General features: G+C 59.4%; 17 protein-coding genes. 13 read left to right on the top strand and 4 right to left on the bottom strand.

Going from position 1 to position 17921, the window contains the following annotated elements:
• Nucleotides 1-210: 210 nt before the first annotated feature.
• Nucleotides 211-771 (top strand): ADP compounds hydrolase NudE, encoded by a 561-nt coding sequence (gene nudE, locus K5R89_RS22115; protein ID WP_032429005.1) that lies wholly within the window; start codon nucleotides 211-213, stop codon nucleotides 769-771.
• 53 nt (nucleotides 772-824) lie between these two features.
• Here nudE and mrcA read toward each other — a convergent pair whose 3' ends face one another.
• Nucleotides 825-3383, bottom strand: a complete 2559-nt coding sequence (gene mrcA / locus K5R89_RS22120; RefSeq protein WP_087826921.1) for a peptidoglycan glycosyltransferase/peptidoglycan DD-transpeptidase MrcA — start codon at nucleotides 3381-3383, stop codon at nucleotides 825-827.
• Between the two features lie 118 nt (nucleotides 3384-3501).
• Here mrcA and K5R89_RS22125 point away from each other — a divergent pair, with 118 nt between their 5' ends.
• The 12 genes from K5R89_RS22125 to trpS all read left to right on the top strand — a co-directional run bounded on the left by K5R89_RS22125 (nucleotide 3502) and on the right by trpS (nucleotide 13452).
• Nucleotides 3502-4302: a pilus assembly protein gene (locus K5R89_RS22125; protein WP_087826922.1), complete on the top strand. Its 801-nt coding sequence runs from the start codon at nucleotides 3502-3504 to the stop codon at nucleotides 4300-4302.
• Nucleotides 4286-4819: a PilN domain-containing protein gene (locus K5R89_RS22130; RefSeq protein ID WP_087826923.1), complete on the top strand. Its 534-nt coding sequence runs from the start codon at nucleotides 4286-4288 to the stop codon at nucleotides 4817-4819. Before K5R89_RS22125 ends, K5R89_RS22130 begins: the two co-directional genes overlap by 17 nt.
• Nucleotides 4809-5237, top strand: a complete 429-nt coding sequence (locus K5R89_RS22135; protein ID WP_072413867.1) for a pilus assembly protein PilO — start codon at nucleotides 4809-4811, stop codon at nucleotides 5235-5237. Before K5R89_RS22130 ends, K5R89_RS22135 begins: the two co-directional genes overlap by 11 nt.
• Nucleotides 5227-5607 carry a HofP DNA utilization family protein gene (locus K5R89_RS22140; protein WP_023291194.1) on the top strand — a complete coding sequence of 127 codons (381 nt, stop codon included), beginning with the start codon at nucleotides 5227-5229 and terminating at the stop codon, nucleotides 5605-5607. Before K5R89_RS22135 ends, K5R89_RS22140 begins: the two co-directional genes overlap by 11 nt.
• A complete protein-coding gene (gene hofQ / locus K5R89_RS22145; protein ID WP_032429004.1) occupies nucleotides 5543-6784 on the top strand; it encodes a DNA uptake porin HofQ in 1242 nt (413 codons plus the stop codon). Before K5R89_RS22140 ends, hofQ begins: the two co-directional genes overlap by 65 nt.
• Nucleotides 6785-7054: 270 nt before the next feature.
• On the top strand, nucleotides 7055-7576 hold the full coding sequence (gene aroK, locus K5R89_RS22150; RefSeq protein WP_002920267.1) for a shikimate kinase AroK: 522 nt from the start codon (nucleotides 7055-7057) through the stop codon (nucleotides 7574-7576).
• A gap of 55 nt (nucleotides 7577-7631) precedes the next feature.
• On the top strand, nucleotides 7632-8726 hold the full coding sequence (aroB, locus tag K5R89_RS22155) for a 3-dehydroquinate synthase (RefSeq protein ID WP_044524957.1): 1095 nt from the start codon (nucleotides 7632-7634) through the stop codon (nucleotides 8724-8726).
• 84 nt (nucleotides 8727-8810) lie between these two features.
• Entirely contained in the window at nucleotides 8811-10100 is a 1290-nt protein-coding gene (gene damX / locus K5R89_RS22160; protein ID WP_048298482.1) for a cell division protein DamX, read from the top strand.
• 78 nt (nucleotides 10101-10178) lie between these two features.
• Nucleotides 10179-11006 carry an adenine-specific DNA-methyltransferase gene (gene dam, locus K5R89_RS22165; RefSeq protein WP_004202178.1) on the top strand — a complete coding sequence of 276 codons (828 nt, stop codon included), beginning with the start codon at nucleotides 10179-10181 and terminating at the stop codon, nucleotides 11004-11006.
• A 17-nt stretch (nucleotides 11007-11023) separates the two neighbouring features.
• The gene (rpe, locus tag K5R89_RS22170; protein ID WP_023291190.1) at nucleotides 11024-11701 is read left to right on the top strand and encodes a ribulose-phosphate 3-epimerase; all 678 of its coding nucleotides are present in this window, start codon (nucleotides 11024-11026) and stop codon (nucleotides 11699-11701) included.
• Nucleotides 11694-12455, top strand: coding sequence for a phosphoglycolate phosphatase (gene gph, locus K5R89_RS22175; protein ID WP_023291189.1), 762 nt, complete (start codon nucleotides 11694-11696; stop codon nucleotides 12453-12455). Before rpe ends, gph begins: the two co-directional genes overlap by 8 nt.
• The gene (trpS, locus tag K5R89_RS22180) at nucleotides 12448-13452 is read left to right on the top strand and encodes a tryptophan--tRNA ligase (protein ID WP_002920253.1); all 1005 of its coding nucleotides are present in this window, start codon (nucleotides 12448-12450) and stop codon (nucleotides 13450-13452) included. The genes gph and trpS overlap by 8 nt, the downstream gene beginning before the upstream one ends.
• A gap of 74 nt (nucleotides 13453-13526) precedes the next feature.
• Here the strand turns inward: trpS and cysG are convergent, their stop codons facing one another.
• From cysG to nirB, 3 genes are all read right to left on the bottom strand, one after another.
• Entirely contained in the window at nucleotides 13527-14900 is a 1374-nt protein-coding gene (gene cysG / locus K5R89_RS22185) for a siroheme synthase CysG (RefSeq protein WP_023291188.1), read from the bottom strand.
• 153 nt (nucleotides 14901-15053) lie between these two features.
• Nucleotides 15054-15380 (bottom strand): nitrite reductase small subunit NirD, encoded by a 327-nt coding sequence (gene nirD, locus K5R89_RS22190; RefSeq protein WP_023291187.1) that lies wholly within the window; start codon nucleotides 15378-15380, stop codon nucleotides 15054-15056.
• Nucleotides 15377-17920 (bottom strand): nitrite reductase large subunit NirB, encoded by a 2544-nt coding sequence (gene nirB / locus K5R89_RS22195; RefSeq protein ID WP_065883118.1) that lies wholly within the window; start codon nucleotides 17918-17920, stop codon nucleotides 15377-15379. The genes nirD and nirB overlap by 4 nt, the downstream gene beginning before the upstream one ends.
• Between the last annotated feature and the right edge of the window lies 1 nt (nucleotide 17921).

Below are 17921 nucleotides of genomic sequence, written 5' to 3' on the forward strand. Positions count from 1 at the left end.
ATGCAGCAGTGTATAAGCTTACCAAAAACGTTAAAGCGCAGAAATCGGTAAATTCTCAAACAGAATTCAAGCTATTGACTTTTTTATCTTTATTACTTTCACCTTTGCAGGGAAAAGGTTACAACTCTGTAAATAAGTGGCGATTTGGATTGCCGAAAGCGTGTTGCGTATCGCACAATGACTGCTTAATCACAGCATAGACCGATGACAATGAGCAAATCATTACAAAAACCCACCATTCTCAATGTTGAAACTGTCGCCCGTTCGCGCCTCTTTAATGTCGAAAGCGTCGATCTGGAATTCAGCAACGGTGTGCGTCGCGTTTATGAACGTATGCGGCCTTCCACCCGCGAAGCGGTAATGATTGTGCCGATTGTGGATGATCATATTATTTTGATTCGCGAGTATGCCGTCGGGACGGAATCCTACGAGCTGGGCTTCTCCAAAGGGCTGATTGATCCGGGTGAAACCGTGGATGAAGCGGCCAATCGCGAGCTGAAAGAAGAGGTTGGCTTCGGCGCCAATAAGCTGACGTTCCTGAAGAAGCTCAGTATGGCTCCCTCTTACTTCTCCAGCAAAATGAATATCCTGGTGGCGGAAGATCTCTATCCGGAGTCGCTGCCGGGCGATGAGCCCGAGCCGCTGCCGCAGGTGCGCTGGCCGCTGACGCAGCTGATGTCGCTGCTGGATGAAGAAGATTTTAACGAGGCCCGCAACGTCAGCGCGCTGTTTTTAGTGCGGGAATGGCTGCAGGCCCAGGGAAGACTCTGAACGAGCGTTCACGCTAAGCAGCAATAAAAAAGCGCCCGCAGGCGCTTTTTTTGTCAGAACAGCTCGTGGGTTTCACCGCCGCCGTCCGTCAAGGTGGTGCCCACCTCATGGACCGCCTGCTGCGTGGGCTGGGTACCCTCAATAAAGTATTCCGCCCGGCTGTTGCCCCCGTTCGCCAGCTGACCGGTGCTGCGATCGATATTCACCGTGACGATTCCCGGCGGCGGCGTTAACGGCTCTTCCGCAACGCCTTCCAGCACGCTCTTCATAAAGCTGTCCCAGGCCGGCTGGGCGCTTTTGGCGCCGCCTTCGTAGCCGGAGATCTGATCTTTAATCGCCCCTGATGCGGTGGTCCGGCCAAGATCGCGACGATGATCGTCAAAGCCGATCCAAACCGAGGTCACCACGCCCGGCCCGTAGCCTGAGAACCAGGCGTCCTTCGAGCTGTTGGTGGTTCCGGTTTTGCCGCCGATATCATGCCGCTGCAGATCCCGTCCGGCGCGCCAGCCGGTTCCCATCCAGCCCGGTTCGCCAAAGATGTTGCTGTTCAGCGCGCTCTTGATCAGGAAGGCCAGCGGGGTATTGATCACATGCGGCGCGTATTCCTGGGCGCCGCTCTGCGCCACCAGTGACTGATTGGCCTGCTCCAGCTGCGGCTGCGGCGGCACGTTGCCATTCTGCGGTTCCGTCGAGGTGGCGACATCTTCCACATCTTTGTTTTCCAGCACATTGGATTTTGGCGTATCGCCGTAAATCACCGGTAAATCACACTGCGGGCAGGCGATTTTCGGGCGCTCCTCGAAGAGGACCCCACCCTGATCATTCTCAATCTTACTGATAAAGAACGGGTTGACCAGGAAGCCGCCGTTGGCCATCACCGAATACCCGCGGGCGACCTGCAGAGGCGTAAAGGAGGCGGAGCCCAGCGCCAGCGATTCGGTGTGGACAATGTTTTGCGCCGGGAAACCAAAGCGCTGCAGATACTCGGCGGCATAGTCAACGCCCATGGCGCGCATGGCGCGCACCATTACCACGTTTTTCGACTGCCCCAGGCCCTGGCGTAAACGAATCGGACCGGCATACTGCGGCGGCGAGTTTTTCGGCCGCCAGTCGGAGCCGGCCCCGGCGTCCCAGCGCGAGATTGGCACATCGTTGAGCATGCTTGCCAGAGTTAAGCCTTTATCCATCGCAGCGGTGTAGAGGAACGGCTTGATGTTGGAGCCGACCTGGCGCAGCGCCTGGGTGGCGCGGTTAAACTTGCTCTGGTTAAAGTCAAACCCACCGACAAGGGCAATAATCGCGCCGTTTTGCGGGTTAATGGAGACCAGCGCCGAGTTGACGTCCGGGACCTGCGACAACCACCAGCTGTCACCCACTTTGCGAACCCAGATCTGCTGCCCGGCCTGCACGACGTCGTTGACTTTACGCGGAGTCGCCCCCTGCTGCGTATCGGAGATAAAGCGACGAGCCCAGCGCACGCCGTCCATCGTCAGTGAAACGGAGTCGCCGTTAACCAACAGCGCGATGGCCTCCTGGGCATTCGCGGAGGTGACCACCGCAGGAGAAAGCGGGCCTAAGCCAGGCTGGCGCTTCAGGACGTCGACGATCTTTTTCGCCTCCCACGGCGTTTCGCCGACCTTCCACAGCACGCTGGCCGGGCCGCGGTAGCCGTGACGCATATCGTAATCCAGCACGTTATTGCGGACCGCCTGCTGGGCCGCCTGCTGGTTTTTGCGGGTAATCGTGGTGTACACCCGGTAGCCATCTTCATAGGCCTGCTCGCCATAGCGATTCACCATCTCCTGGCGCACCATTTCGCTCAGATAAGGCGCTGAGAAGGCGATTTTCGGCGCGTGGTAGCTGGCGTCGATGGGTTCGCTGCGCGCTTCATCGTATTGCGCCTGGGTGATGTACCCCTCGCTCAGCATACGCGACAGCACCACGTTGCGACGGGCTGTGGCGCGATCCATCGAATAGAGCGGGTTAAAGGTGGACGGGGCTTTCGGCAGACCGGCAATCACCGCCATTTCGCTGAGGGTCAGCTGGTCGATAGGTTTGCCAAAATAGACCTGCGCCGCGGCGCCGACGCCATAGGCGCGGTAGCCGAGGTAAATCTTGTTCAGATACAGCTCAAGGATTTCATCTTTGTTCAGCAGCTGCTCGATGCGGATGGCCAGAAAGGCCTCTTTAATCTTACGCATCAACGTCTTCTCGGGGCTGAGAAAGAAGTTACGCGCTAACTGCTGGGTGATGGTGCTGGCGCCCTGCGAGGCGTGGCCTGAAAACATCGCCACGCTGGCGGCGCGGAATATACCCACCGGATCGACGCCGTGATGCTCATAGAAACGACTGTCTTCGGTGGCGATAAACGCTTTCACCAGCTCGGGGGGAATTTGCTGCAACGTTACAGGGATACGGCGCTTTTCGCCGTACTGCGCAATAAGCTCACCGTCGGCGCTATAGACCTGCATCGGGATCTGCAAACGCACATCCTTCAGGGTTGCGACGTCGGGGAGTTGCGGCTCTATGTATTTGTAGAGGCCAAAAATCGAGCCTGCTCCCAGCAGTACGCAACAGACTGCAAGGATCAATAGATACTTTACGAACTTCACCGGTGTTTTCCCATTTAGTTTTATTTGGGCAGTTTATAAACAAACGCGCGGTAGTATAAAGGCAAGCCAGGTGCATTGATATAGCCGGACAGTTTTGCCGGATAAGGAGATCGTAAGCATGGCTTTCAGAAACTGGCGGATCGGAATGCATATCCAACAGGATAGCATTGCCATTGTCGCGCTACTGCATGAGCGCTCACACTGGGCACTGCGCCGCTGGTGGCGCATTCCGCTGCCGCCAGGTCTGGTGCGGCAGGGGATGGTGGCGGACGTTAGCGCCCTCGGCTTACGGCTGGCCGCCTGGCGGCGGGAGCTACCGGTGCAGCATCAGATCAGTATCGCCTTTCCCGCGGCTCGCACGCTGCAAAAACGCCTGCCTTATCCCCAGTTCGCCCTGCGAGAGCGGGAACAGGCGACGTGGATAGCCAGCGCCATGACCCAGCAGCTGGCGATGCCCGCCTCCTCTCTATGTATTGATTATGCGCCCACCTCGCGGGATGACGGCTGGCAGGTGACGGCGGCGCAGCGGCTGGATATCAATGTTCTGCGGGAGCTGGCAGGGCGGCTGCGGCTGCGGGTGGCGGCCATCGTACCGGATGCCAGCGCGCTCGGCGCCTTTTTCCCCTGGATGACGGCAGCAGAGCAAGGCCTGGCGTGGCGGGATGAAAAGTACTGGCTATGGGCGACCCAGGAGGCCTGGGGCTGTGACGCCTGCGATGCGATAGGGTCCTTAAGCCAGCTGGCGGGGCAACTTCAGGTTCCTTTGCGCCTGTGCGCTGATGCGGGCGACGAGGGCAGTCGTTTTGATGTCTGGCAGGTGGTTCACCGCCGGCAGCCTCCGCTGCCAGCCGACGGCGATCGCTACGCCATTGCCCTTGGGCTGGCGCTGGGAGGCGGGCGCCATGACGCATGTCGTTAATCTTCTCCCCTGGCGTGACCTGCGTCGCCGCCAGCGCCTGCGCTACGCCCTGTTGTTAGCCACCGGTATCGTGCTGCTGGTGGGGACGACTCTGCAGGCGGGGCGAACAGCGGGTCTACAGCGCGACGCTCTGGCGAGGATCCACACGACAGCCGACGCTGCGTTGCTCGCCTCGCTCAAACAGCGTGAACAGGCGATGCGCGAGGCATGGCAGCAGCATCAACGCCAGCGCGAGCAGCGCCAGCGCAGATCGACGATCGCCGCCTGGCAACCCCGACTAATGGCGCTCGCGGCAGGCCTGCCCGCTCAGGCATGGCTGACGCGGCTGGAGTACCAGGGGGCGCGCCTGACGCTGGATGGCCTGGCCCTCAACCTGCAGGCGCTGGCCCGGGTGGAGGCTGCTCTGGCCAGCGTCGCGGGATTCGCGCCGGCTAAAGCCGGCGGAACGCAGCGCGACGCCGAGGGGCGCTGGCAGTTCAGTTTTACCCTGTCGGGAGCGCGCACCGATGCGGATTAACACCCGGCGCACCCGGGCGGGGCTGTTGATCCTGCTCGCGATGGGGCTGATGGGGGGCGGCGTGGCGCTCTGGCGCGATGCCCCCCAGCCGCTGGCGGCGCTGTCCCGCGATGGCGCTCTGCAAACGCAGTGGCGGCGGATCATGGCGCTGCGCATCCCCGCCGGTGAAAGTTCCGGGGAACGCATCGACAAGCAGCCGTTCTCGCCCATCGCCATTCCGCTCGCCGGCGCGAAGCTAATCGCCTGGCATCCGCAGGGGAGCGGCGGTGAGATGGCGCTGTCTCTCCCCTGGCCGACGGTACCCGCCCTGTTCTCATGGCTGGCGCGCTGCGGGATGAACCCGCGTTCGTTCTCGCTGGAGCGCGAGGGGCAGGCGCTGCGCATGCGGCTGCAGCTGGAGGCGGAAGATGGGCGGTAAATGCTGGATTTTGCTGTGGTTGCCGCTGTCGCTGCTGGCGGCCGGGCGCGATCCTTTCCTGCCGGTTGAAGATCCTTGCCGCACGGCGCAGCTGTCGCAATGGCGCTATGGCGGCGCGGCCGGCGATGGCGCAGGCTGGACGGGTTTTTTGCAGGATGGAAGCGGCATGTGGCGACGGGTACGCCTGGATGAGCAATTGCCCACGGGCTGGCGGGTGAGTCGGCTGACGGCCGGCGAGCTGGACATCGTCACTCCTCCGGGATGTGAACCGCCAGCGTGGCGCTGGCAACGTGAAGGAAAACAAGATGATGCGATGGATAAGCCTGCTGCTTCTGCTGCTACCGCTGGCGGTGGTCGCCGCGCGAAATGACAAGCCGGTTTCGCTGGTCGTTGACGACGCGCCAGTGGCCCAGGTGCTGCAAGCCCTGGCCGAAATGAACCATAAGAACCTCGTTGTCGCACCGGACGTCAGCGGCACGCTCTCCCTGCGCCTGCAGAAGGTCCCCTGGACCCAGGCGCTGCGGGCAGTGGCGGATAGCGCAGGCCTCTCTTTGCAACAGCAGGGGACGGTCATCTACGCGCATACGCAGGCCTGGCAAAAAGCCAATCTGGCGCAGCGCGAAGCTGAACAGGCGAAACGTCTGCAGAACCTGCCGCTGCTGGCGGAGAGCGTGACGCTGCACTATGCCGATGCCGAGGAGCTGGCTAAAAGCGGCGGTAAGTTGCTTAGCGCCCGGGGAAACCTGATGGCGGACAAGCGGACCAATCGGCTGCTGATCCGCGATGATGCGCGGCATCTGCCGGCGCTGAAGGCCTGGGCGCAGGAGATGGATCTGCCGGTCGGACAGGTGGAGCTGGCCGCCCATATCGTGTCGATGAGCGAAACCAGCCTGCGTGAACTGGGGGTGAAGTGGCGGCTGGCGGAGGCTGAAAGCACCCCGGGATCCGGGCACATCACCACCCTAAGCAGCGATGTGTCGGTCAACGATGCCAGCACCCGCGCAGGCTTTAACATCGGCAAAATTAACGGGCGCTTGCTTGAGCTGGAGCTTTCCGCGCTGGAGCGCAAGCAGCAGGTCGAGATTATCGCCAGTCCTCGTTTGCTCGCCTCCCATATGCAGCCCGCCAGCATCAAGCAGGGGAGCGAGATCCCCTATCAGGTCTCCAGCGGTGAAAGCGGCGCCACGTCGGTGGAGTTTAAAGAGGCGGTGCTGGGCATGGAGGTGACGCCGACGGTGCTGCAGCAGGGGAGAGTGCGGTTGAAGCTGCGAATAAGCGAGAACACGCCAGGCCAGGTGCTGAAGCAGGATAACGGCGAGGCGCTGGCCATTGATAAACAGGAGATCGAGACCCTGGTGGAAGTCCGCAGCGGCGAGACCCTGGCATTGGGCGGCATCTTTTCGCAGAAAAACAAAACCGCCCGCGACAGCGTCCCGCTGCTTGGCGATATCCCGGTGCTGGGGCGTCTGTTTCGCCGCGACGGGAAAGATAATGAACGCCGTGAACTGGTTGTCTTTATTACGCCACGGATTCTGGCAGTACGTTAAGCAGGTTTTTCATGCTAAACACGTTTCAGGTGTTTGACGTGAGGACGGATTTAGCATACAAGGGGTACCGATTTGAGAGTCGGGTACGACATCAATCCTCCCTTTATTGTCCGGCGATTTTATTCAGTTGCCAAACCAGCCGGAGTATTGAGATAATTTTTAGTCTGACTCTCGCTCTATTGCATATGAGGTTTCAGTTCATGCCCTGCGGCGCTGGGTGTCTGCGAAGCGGGTTTATCATTAACGAATAGTCTTAGTAGTACCGAAAAAATGGCAGAGAAACGCAATATCTTTCTGGTTGGGCCTATGGGTGCCGGCAAAAGCACTATTGGGCGCCAGTTAGCCCAACAGCTCAACATGGAATTTTACGATTCTGATCAAGAGATTGAGAAACGCACTGGCGCTGATGTGGGCTGGGTCTTCGATGTTGAAGGCGAAGAAGGCTTCCGCGACCGTGAAGAAAAAATTATCAATGAGTTGACGGAAAAACAGGGGATTGTGCTGGCGACTGGCGGCGGCTCTGTAAAATCCCGTGAAACGCGTAACCGTCTCTCCGCCCGCGGCGTGGTGGTCTACCTGGAAACAACGATCGAGAAGCAGTTGGCCCGTACGCAGCGCGATAAAAAGCGTCCTTTGCTACAAGTCGATGCGCCGCCTCGTGAAGTACTGGAAGCGCTGGCTGACGAGCGTAACCCGCTGTATGAAGAGATCGCCGATGTGACTATCCGCACAGACGATCAGAGTGCGAAAGTCGTCGCGAACCAGATTATTCATATGCTGGAAAGCAACTGATTCTGGCTTAATAAAAGTGCGTCAGAGTAAAAGTCATTGAGGTGGATGTCGCGTTATGGAGAGGCTTACTGTTACCCTCGGGGAACGTAGTTACCCGATTACCATCGCGGCTGGTTTGTTTAACGATCCAGCTTCCTTCCTGCCACTCAAGTCGGGCGACCAGGCTATGCTGGTCACCAACGAAACGCTGGCGCCGCTTTATCTGGATACCGTCCGCTCTGCGCTGGAGCAGGCAGGGGTCAACGTTGACAGCGTGATCCTGCCCGACGGCGAGCAGTATAAAAGCCTGGCGGTGATGGATACCGTATTTACCGCGCTGTTACAAAAACCCCATGGCCGCGACACCACGCTGGTGGCGCTCGGCGGCGGTGTTATCGGTGATTTAACCGGTTTCGCCGCGGCAAGCTATCAGCGCGGCGTGCGTTTTATCCAGGTCCCTACCACCTTGCTGTCGCAGGTCGACTCGTCGGTCGGCGGCAAAACCGCAGTGAACCACCCTCTCGGCAAAAACATGATTGGCGCCTTCTGGCAGCCGGTTTCCGTGGTGGTTGATCTTAACTGTCTGAAGACGCTTCCGAAGCGCGAACTCGCTTCCGGACTGGCTGAGGTCATCAAGTATGGGGTGATCCTCGACGGCGCATTCTTCAGCTGGCTGGAAAACAACATTGATGCCCTGCTGGCGCTGGATGAAAAGGCCATGGCGTACTGCATTCGCCGTTGCTGTGAGCTGAAAGCGGAAGTTGTGGCTGCCGACGAGCGTGAAACCGGGTTACGTGCTTTACTCAATCTTGGACATACCTTCGGCCATGCTATCGAGGCGGAAATGGGCTACGGTAACTGGCTGCACGGCGAAGCGGTGGCGGCAGGTATGGTGATGGCGGCGCATACGTCCGAGCGGCTGGGGCAGTTCCGCGCGCAGGATACTCAGCGCCTTATCGATCTGCTCAAGCGTGCAGGCTTACCGGTACGCGGCCCGCAGGAAATGAGTGCGCAGGCGTATTTGCCCCATATGATGCGCGATAAGAAAGTACTGGCTGGCGAAATGCGGCTGGTGCTCCCGCTCGCAATAGGAAGCAGCGAGCTGCGCGGCGGAGTGCCGCATGATGTGGTTCTTGGCGCGATTGCTGATACTCAGCAGGCGCAACAATAAGAAGGTCTGGCCGCGTTCGCGCGGCGTTATCATTTCGGGTGATGTGCAATAATCGTGAGCATAAGCCTTTTAGTGGGGTGTTAAATGGATGATTTCAAACCAGAAGACGATATGAAAGCCGATCGCAACGATCGTCGTGCTGGTCGTTCCCGTCAGTCTTCCGAGCGTGATGCCGATCCGCAGATCAATTTTGACGATGTCGACCTTGATGCCGATGAAGGCCGTCCGACGCGCGCCGGCAAGGCCCGTCGTGAGCGTGAAGAGGAAGAGTTCGAAGAAGAACTGGATGCGGAAGATGAGGAGATGCTCGAAGAGCAGCCTGTAGAGCGTCGTCCGCGTAAGCGTAAAAAAGCGCCGGCGAAACCCGCTTCCCGCCAGTACATCATGATGGGCGTGGGGATTCTGGTGCTGTTGCTGTTAATCGTAGGTATCGGTTCCGCGCTGAAATCGCCATCTTCGTCCAGCCAGCAGACCGCTTCCGGCGAGAAGAGCATTAATCTGTCTGACGACCAGTCCGCCAGCACGCCAGCTGCCGGCCAGGATCAGACAGCCGCCAATACCACCACACAGCAGGACGTCACGGTACCGCCTATTGCCGCGAACCCGACCCAGGGCCAGGCAGCGGCAGAGCCGCAGGGCCAGCAGCGTGTTGAAGTTCAGGGCGATCTGAATAACGCGCTGACCCAGCAGCAGGGCCAGCTGGACGGCGCCGTAGCTAACTCGACGCTGCCAACTGAACCGGCAACCGTCGCGCCGATCCGTAATGGCGCCAGTGGCGCCGCGGCGCCGCGCCAGACGACCGAACGTCAGACGGCGGCAACGCCGCGTCCGGCGGAGCGTAAGCACACCGTCATCGAAGCGAAGCCGCAGCCGAAACCACAGGCGGTGGCGAAAGCGCCGGTAGAAACGAAACCGGTCCAGCCGAAGCATGTTGAAAGCGCGGCCACTACCGCTCCGGCGAAAACGACCGTCAGCGAAAGTAAACCGGCAGCCACCGCGCAGAGCAAACCAGCCACGACCGCGACGACCTCAGCGCCAGCCGCAACGGCAGCCGCGGCAGCGCCGGCGGCGAAGAGCGGTAAAACGGCAGGTGACGTCAGCTCGATGAAATCTGCGCCGTCGGGTAACTATACCCTGCAGCTCAGCAGCTCCTCTAACTATGAAAACCTGAATAACTGGGCGAAGAAAGAGAAGCTGGACAGATATGTTGTCTATGAAACGTCGCGTAACGGCCAACCGTGGTACGTGCTGGTGAGCGGTATCTATTCATCGAAAGATGAAGCGAAACGCGCGGTCACCTCGCTGCCGCCGGACGTGCAGGCGAAAAATCCATGGGCAAAACCACTGCATCAGGTTCAGGCTGATCTGAAATAATGCCGTGGGGTAGTCTTAAGCGCAGGATGCTGTCGGAGCTTTCTCCACAGCCGGAGAATGTGTAATTAGTTAGGCAGCATGAAAAAGAATCGCGCTTTTCTAAAGTGGGCAGGGGGGAAGTACCCCCTGCTTGACGATATTAAAAAGCATTTGCCGGAAGGTGAGTGCTTAATCGAGCCCTTTGTGGGCGCCGGGTCGGTATTTCTCAATACCGACTTTTCTCGTTATATCCTTGCGGATATCAACAGTGATTTAATCGGCCTGTACAACATCGTCAAATTGCGCACCGACGAGTATGTCGCTGCCGCCCGCGAGATGTTTACCCCGGAAAACAACGTCGCTGAGCGCTACTACCAGTACCGTGATGAATTCAACCAGAGCCAGGATCCGCTGCGTCGCGCGGTGCTGTTCCTGTATCTGAACCGTCACGGCTACAACGGCCTGTGTCGCTACAATTTGCGCGGCGAATTCAATGTGCCGTTTGGCCGCTATAAGAAGCCCTATTTCCCCGAGGCTGAGCTCTATCATTTTGCCGACAAGGCGCAAAACGCTGAGTTTTACTGCGAATCTTATGAGGAGTGCATGCAGCGTGCGGATAGCCGCACGGTGGTGTATTGCGATCCGCCCTATGCGCCGTTGACGGCGACGGCGAACTTTACCGCCTACCACACCAACAGCTTCAACCTGGAGCAACAGGTGCTGCTGGCGCAAAAGGCGGAATCGCTGATGAAGAAACGGATCCCGGTGCTGATTTCCAACCACCGCACGCCGTTGACGCAGGAGTGGTATAAAAACGCGGCAGAAACGCATATTGTGAAGGTTCGGCGCAGCATCAGCAGCAACGGTGGTACGCGTAAAAAGGTGGACGAGCTCTTAGCGCTCTACCGTCCGCCTAAGACCAAATAAATTTCAAGGAGATGCGGATGAAGCAGTATTTGATTGCCCCTTCGATTCTGTCGGCTGATTTTGCCCGTCTGGGTGAGGATACCGCGAAGGCGCTGGCGGCGGGTGCGGATGTCGTGCACTTCGACGTCATGGACAACCACTACGTGCCGAACCTGACGATTGGCCCGATGGTGCTGAAGTCGCTGCGTAACTACGGTATTACCGCGCCGATCGACGTCCACCTGATGGTGAAGCCGGTCGACCGCATCATTCCTGATTTTGCCGAAGCTGGCGCCAGCATCATCACCTTCCACCCGGAAGCCTCCGAACACGTCGACCGCAGCCTGCAGCTTATCAAAGAGCACGGCTGTAAAGCGGGCCTGGTGTTTAACCCCGCGACGCCGCTGAGCTATCTCGATTACGTGATGGATAAGCTGGACGTGATCCTGCTGATGTCGGTCAACCCGGGCTTTGGCGGCCAGTCCTTTATTCCGCAGACGCTGGATAAACTGCGTGAAGTGCGCCAGCGCATCGATGCGTCCGGCTACGACATTCGCCTGGAAGTGGATGGCGGAGTGAAAGCGAGCAATATCGGCGAAATCGCCGCGGCGGGCGCGGATATGTTCGTTGCCGGTTCGGCGATCTTCGGCCAGCCGGACTACAAGAAAGTCATTGATCACATGCGTAATGAATTAGCGAAGGTGAGTCATGGATAAATTACAGGCGATCCGCGGCATCGCGTTTGATCTCGACGGCACGCTGGTGGACAGCGCGCCGGGTCTGACCGCCGCCGTTGATAACGCCCTCTACGCCCTGGAGCTGCCGGTGGCGGGAGAAGAACGCGTCGTGACCTGGATCGGCAACGGCGCCGATGTTCTGATGGAGCGGGCGCTGACCTGGGCTCGTCAGGAGCGTGCAACGTTACGTGCGGCGATGGGCAAGCCTTCCGTCGACGATCATGATATTCCGCAAGACGAACAGCTGCGCATTTTGCGTAAACTGTTTGACCGCTATTACGCCGAAGCGGCGGAAGAGGGCAGTTTCCTGTTTCCGGCAGTGGCCGATACGCTCGGCGCGCTGCAGGCCAAAGGCCTGCCGCTGGCGCTGGTGACCAATAAGCCGACGCCGTTCGTCGCCCCGCTGCTGGACGCGCTCGATATTGCGAAATACTTTACCGTGGTGATCGGCGGCGATGACGTACAGAACAAAAAGCCGCATCCGGAACCGCTGCTGCTGGTGGCGCAAAAGCTCGGCCTGACGCCGGAGGCGCTGCTGTTCGTCGGCGATTCACGTAATGATATTCAGGCGGCCAAAGCGGCAGGCTGCTGCTCTGTTGGCCTGACCTACGGCTATAACTATGGCGAACCGCTTGCGCTGAGCGAGCCGGACTATCTCTTCGACCAGTTTAATGAACTCTTACCCGCTCTCGGGTTACCGCACAGTGAAACTCAGGAATTGAAACATGACTAAGCCCATCGTTTTTAGTGGCGCACAGCCCTCAGGTGAACTGACCATTGGCAACTACATGGGTGCGCTGCGTCAGTGGGTAAACATGCAGGACGATTACCACTGCATCTATTGCATCGTGGACCAGCACGCCATCACCGTGCGCCAGGATCCGCAGCAGCTGCGTAAGGCGACGCTGGACACCCTGGCGCTGTATCTGGCCTGCGGCATCGACCCGCAGAAAAGCACTATTTTCGTTCAGTCTCACGTGCCGGAACATGCCCAGTTAGGCTGGGCGCTGAACTGCTACACCTATTTCGGCGAACTGAGCCGCATGACCCAGTTTAAAGACAAGTCCGCGCGCTACGCGGAGAACATCAACGCCGGTCTGTTTGATTATCCGGTACTGATGGCCGCTGACATTCTGCTGTACCAGACCAACCAGGTTCCGGTGGGCGAAGATCAGAAACAGCACCTTGAACTGAGCCGCGATATCGCCCAGCGTTTTAACGCCATCTACGGCGATATTTTTAAAGTGCCTGAGCCGTTTATCCCTAAATCCGGCGCGCGCGTGATGTCGCTGCTGGAGCCGACGAAAAAGATGTCCAAGTCCGACGACAACCGCAACAACGTCATCGGCCTGCTGGAAGACCCGAAATCGGTGGTCAAGAAGATCAAACGTGCGGTCACCGACTCCGACGAGCCGCCGGTGGTGCGCTACGACCTGAAAGAGAAAGCGGGCGTCTCCAACCTGCTGGATATCCTCTCCGCGGTCACCGGGAAAACCATTCCTGAGCTGGAGCAGCATTTCGAAGGCAAAATGTATGGCCACCTGAAAGGCGAAGTCGCCGAAGCGGTATCGGGCATGCTGATTGACCTGCAGGAGCGCTATCACCGTTTCCGTAACGACGAAGCGTTTCTCAATCAGGTGATGAAGGACGGCGCAGAAAAGGCCAGTGCGCGCGCTTCTCAAACCCTGAAAGCGGTATACGAAGCGATTGGCTTTGTCGCCAAGCCGTAAGCGACGCAACAGCTAAAAAGGGCGGGGATATCCCGCCCTTTTTTATGCCTGTCGTTCACGCCGTCAGGCGAAGGTTAATGGTTCGAGAACCAGTTCAGTTTATCCCGCAGACCGACCACGCGGCCGACAATGATCAGCGCCGGGCTGGCCATCTGCTGCGCCAGAATATCCAGCTGTCCTAAGGTGCCGCTGACCACTTTTTGCGTCACGGCGGTGCCGTTCTCGACGATGGCGGCAGGCATATCTTCCGCCATGCCGTGGGCGATAAGCTTCTCGCGGATCGCCGGCGCCTGGTTCAGACCCATATAGAACACCAGGGTCTGCTTCTCCACCGCCAGGTTCGCCCAGTCCAGCTCGCCGCCGGTTTTCAGATGGCCGGTGACCAGGCGGACGCCCTGGGCGAAATCGCGATGGGTCAACGGGATCCCCGAGTAGGCGGAGCAGCCGGAGGCGGCGGTGATGCCGGGCACAACCGAGAAGGGGATCCCCGCCTCGCAGAGGGTCTCCAGCTCCTCTCCGCCGCGGCCAAAGATAAAGGGATCGCCGCCTTTCAGCCGGACCACGCGTCTTCCTTTTTGCGCTTCGCGCAGCAGGATCTGGTTGATCTCCTCCTGCGGCACGCAGTGATAGCCTGAGCGCTTGCCGACGAATACCCGGTCGGCATCGCGGCGCACCAGATTCATAATGTCGTCGGAGACCAGCCGGTCATAGACCACCACGTCGGCCTGCTGGATTTGCTGCAGGCCTTTAAGCGTGAGCAGCCCGGCGTCACCAGGGCCGGCGCCAACCAGGACGACCTCGCCGCGATGCTCTAACGGCTCGGTCAGCAGCTGCTCGGTGGTATCCGCCACCGCCTGCCGATCGTCATTGGCCAGCGACTGCGCCAGCCGGTCGTTAACGAACAGCTTCTCCCAGAAGCGGCGGCGTTCGCCTACGGTGGCAAACTGCTGCTTCACGCGCGCGCGCAGATGGCCGGCGTAGCGGGCCAGCTGGCCAAGATGCAGGGGTAAGACTGACTCCAGCTTCTCGCGCAACAGGCGCGCCAGCACCGGGGATGTCCCGCCCGAGGAGACGGCGACCATCAGCGGCGAGCGGTCGATAATGGACGGCATGATAAAGCTGGCCTGGCGCGGGGCATCCACCACGTTACAGAAGATACGCCGCGCTTCGGCCGCGTCGCTGACCTGCTGGTTCACCGTCTCATTATCGGTAGCGGCGATGGCCAGCCAGCAGTTGTCCAGCAGCGAGGGGATAAACTCCCCCTGCACCAGGGTTAGCATCTGTGAATCGGCCCACACATGAAACTGCGGGGTAAAGTCGAGCGCATTGACCGTGACGTTTGCGCCAGCATCCAGCAGCAGACGGGCCTTGCGTTCGGCGACATCCCCGCCGCCAACCAGTAAACAATCACGCTGGCGCAACTGGCAGAATATGGGTAAGTGATCCACAGAATAACCTCATAAAAATAAGGGGTAGAAAATGAGTGGTCGTAGAATAGCAGCAAAGGTAATACAAAACATGCGACATATCCCGCACTCATGCGCTGTCGGTCAGAAGTGTTACTTATATCTCCCCCCGTGGCCGGGGGGAGGATGCGGGACTCACGCCTTAAGCTGAACGTGGCCGTCTTTTACCCGGGCGTCGAAACGGGCGATAGAATGGCTGGCATCTTCCATACACAGGCCGTCGCTCAGGCGGAAACGTTGTTTTTTCAGCGGGCTGGCAACCCACAGGGCGCCGTCATGCTCGGCGATAATGCCGCGAGACAGTACGCTGGCGTTAAAGAACGGATCAATGTTGCTGATAGCGAACACCCTGTCGTCATGATAGGGACGGAAGATCGCCACCTGCTGCTGACCGAGCAGGGCGCAGACGCCGGTGGCGGGCAGGATGTCGTCAATGTTGCAGATGTTTACCCACTGGCTCATGCTTTTTCCTCCACCAGAGTAACCGGGATGCGCTCATACGGCGTGGCCGGGCGATGCTGGTCACGTTCCGGCACCACCTGAACGTTCGGGTCGCGCTGGTCGCTGTTGATAAAGTGTTTGAAGCGGGTCTGCGCCGCCGGGTTATTGACGGTCTCGGTCCACTCGCAGGCGAAGGCGGCGCGCAGGCGAGCCAGCTCCTCTTCCAGATGGTCGTTCAGACCGAGCTTGTCATCGATGATGACGCTGCGCAGATAGTCGATCCCGCCTTCCATGTTGTCCAGCCACGGCGCGGTGCGGGTCAGCTTATCGGCGGTGCGGATGTAGAACATCATAAAGCGGTCGAGATACTTAATCAGCGTCTCGCGATCGAGGTCCGCGGCCAGCAGATCGGCGTGGCGCGGCTTCATCCCGCCGTTACCGCACACGTACAGGTTCCAGCCTTTCTCGGTGGCGATGATCCCGACGTCTTTGCCCTGGGCTTCCGCACATTCGCGGGTACAGCCGGAGACGCCGAACTTCATTTTGTGTGGCGTACGGATACCTTTGTAGCGGTTTTCCAGTTCGACGCCGAAGCCGACGCTGTCGCCGACCCCATAGCGGCACCAGGTGCTGCCGACGCAGGTTTTCGCCATCCGCAGCGCTTTGGCGTAGGCGTGGCCGGTTTCGAAGCCCGCTTCAATCAGCTGCCGCCAGATCTCCGGCAGGTCGTCTTTCTGAGCGCCAAACAGGCCGATGCGCTGGGAACCGGTGATTTTGGTGTACAGATTGAATTCACGAGCGATACGGCCCACGGCGACCAGCCCTTCCGGCGTGATTTCGCCGCCCGCGGAGCGCGGAATGACCGAGTAGGTGCCATCTTTCTGGATGTTGGCGAGGAAGTTGTCGTTGGTGTCCTGCAGCGGCGTGTGCTGAGGCTTGAGGATGTACTCATTCCAGCAGGAGGCCAGCAGGGAGCCGACGGTCGGTTTACACACTTCACAGCCGTAGCCCTGGCCGTGTTTGGCCAGCAGTTCGTCGAAGGTTTTGATGCCTTCCACGCGGATCAGGTGGAACAGCTCCTGGCGGGAGTAAGCGAAATGTTCGCACAGGTTGTTGTTGACCTCGATACCCTGTTTCGCCAGCTCGGCGTTGAGCACCTGGGTGACCAACGGGATACAGCCGCCGCAGCCGGTACCGGCCTTGGTTTCCGCTTTCAGCGCCGCGACGGTATGGCAGCCTTTGTTGATGGCGGCGATCAGGTCGCCTTTACTGACGTCGAAGCAGGAGCAGATTTGCGCGCTGTCCGGCAGTTTATCGACGCCGATCGACGGCTTGCCGCTGCCGGCGTGGGCCGGGAGGATCAGCGAATCCGGATTCTCTGGCAACTCGATGGCGTTCAGCACCAGCTGCAGCAGGTTGCCGTAGTCGCTGGTGTCGCCGACCAGCACCGCGCCGAGCAGGGTTTTGTTGTCGGCGCTGACGATCAGACGCTTATAAACTTCTTTGCTTTCGTCGAGATAGACGTAGCTACGGGCGCCCGGCGTGCGGCCGTGGGCATCGCCGATACCGCCCACGTCTACACCCAGCAGCTTCAGCTTGGCGCTGAGGTCGGCGCCGGTGAAGCTGTTTTCACTGCCGAGAAGGTGGTCGACGGCCACCTGGGCCATTTTATAACCCGGCGCGACGAGGCCATACACGCGGTTGTTCCAGCTGGCGCATTCGCCGATGGCATAGATATCCGGGTCGGAGGTCTGGCAGCTATCGTTGACCATGATGCCGCCGCGCTGGGCAACCGCCAGTCCGCACTGGGTGGCCAGTTTATCGCGCGGGCGGATCCCGGTAGAGAAGACGATGAAATCGACCTGCAGCTCGCTACCGTCGGCGAAGTGCATGGTTTTGCGCGCCTCGGTGCCCTGCTGAACGATCTCTTTGGTGTTTTTGCTGGTGTGAACTTTCACGCCCATGCTTTCAATTTTGCGCCGCAGCTGCTCGCCGCCCATCTGGTCGAGCTGCTCGGCCATCAGCATCGGCGCGAATTCGATAACATGGGTTTCGACACCGAGGTTTTTCAGGGCGCCTGCGGCTTCCAGGCCGAGCAGGCCGCCGCCGACCACCGCGCCGCGTTTGCTGCGACGGGCGCAGGATTCAATGGCGTTAAGATCTTCAATGGTGCGATAGACGAAGCAATCCTGAGTTTCCGCGCCTTTAATCGGCGGGATCCAGGGGTATGAGCCGGTTGCCATAATCAGCTTGTCGTAGAACACCGTGCGCCCGGCGCTGGAGTGGATCACTTTCTCCTGGCGGTTGATGGTGATGGCCCGTTCGCCGACCAGCACCTTGACGCCGTGTTTCTCATAGAAACCTTCGCGGACCAGCGACAGCTCTTCTGCGGTATGGTGGGAGAAATAAGACGACAGGTGGACACGGTCGTAGGCGATACGCGGTTCTTCACAGAACACGGTAATGTCGAACTGTCCGGCAGGCGCCTTATCGAGAAGCTCTTCGATAAAGCGATGGCCAACCATGCCGTTACCGATAATAGCGATTCTGACTTTGCTCATT

It is taken from the genome of Klebsiella sp. TF21-TM (assembly GCF_019753495.1).
Taxonomy (GTDB): domain Bacteria; phylum Pseudomonadota; class Gammaproteobacteria; order Enterobacterales; family Enterobacteriaceae; genus Klebsiella; species Klebsiella quasipneumoniae.

Bases quoted from the DNA above. Each gene is read 5' to 3' on its own strand.
- rpe (WP_023291190.1), top strand. From the start codon at position 11,024: ATGAAGCAGTATTTGATTGCCCCTTCGATTCTGTCGGCTGATTTTGCC.
- gph (WP_023291189.1), top strand. From the start codon at position 11,694: ATGGATAAATTACAGGCGATCCGCGGCATCGCGTTTGATCTCGACGGC.
- nudE (WP_032429005.1), top strand. From the start codon at position 211: ATGAGCAAATCATTACAAAAACCCACCATTCTCAATGTTGAAACTGTC.
- aroK (WP_002920267.1), top strand. From the start codon at position 7,055: ATGGCAGAGAAACGCAATATCTTTCTGGTTGGGCCTATGGGTGCCGGC.
- trpS (WP_002920253.1), top strand. From the start codon at position 12,448: ATGACTAAGCCCATCGTTTTTAGTGGCGCACAGCCCTCAGGTGAACTG.
- K5R89_RS22125 (WP_087826922.1), top strand. From the start codon at position 3,502: ATGGCTTTCAGAAACTGGCGGATCGGAATGCATATCCAACAGGATAGC.
- K5R89_RS22135 (WP_072413867.1), top strand. From the start codon at position 4,809: ATGCGGATTAACACCCGGCGCACCCGGGCGGGGCTGTTGATCCTGCTC.
- nirB (WP_065883118.1), bottom strand. From the start codon at position 17,920: ATGAGCAAAGTCAGAATCGCTATTATCGGTAACGGCATGGTTGGCCAT.
- K5R89_RS22140 (WP_023291194.1), top strand. From the start codon at position 5,227: ATGGGCGGTAAATGCTGGATTTTGCTGTGGTTGCCGCTGTCGCTGCTG.
- hofQ (WP_032429004.1), top strand. From the start codon at position 5,543: ATGATGCGATGGATAAGCCTGCTGCTTCTGCTGCTACCGCTGGCGGTG.
- dam (WP_004202178.1), top strand. From the start codon at position 10,179: ATGAAAAAGAATCGCGCTTTTCTAAAGTGGGCAGGGGGGAAGTACCCC.
- K5R89_RS22130 (WP_087826923.1), top strand. From the start codon at position 4,286: ATGACGCATGTCGTTAATCTTCTCCCCTGGCGTGACCTGCGTCGCCGC.
- nirD (WP_023291187.1), bottom strand. From the start codon at position 15,380: ATGAGCCAGTGGGTAAACATCTGCAACATTGACGACATCCTGCCCGCC.
- aroB (WP_044524957.1), top strand. From the start codon at position 7,632: ATGGAGAGGCTTACTGTTACCCTCGGGGAACGTAGTTACCCGATTACC.
- damX (WP_048298482.1), top strand. From the start codon at position 8,811: ATGGATGATTTCAAACCAGAAGACGATATGAAAGCCGATCGCAACGAT.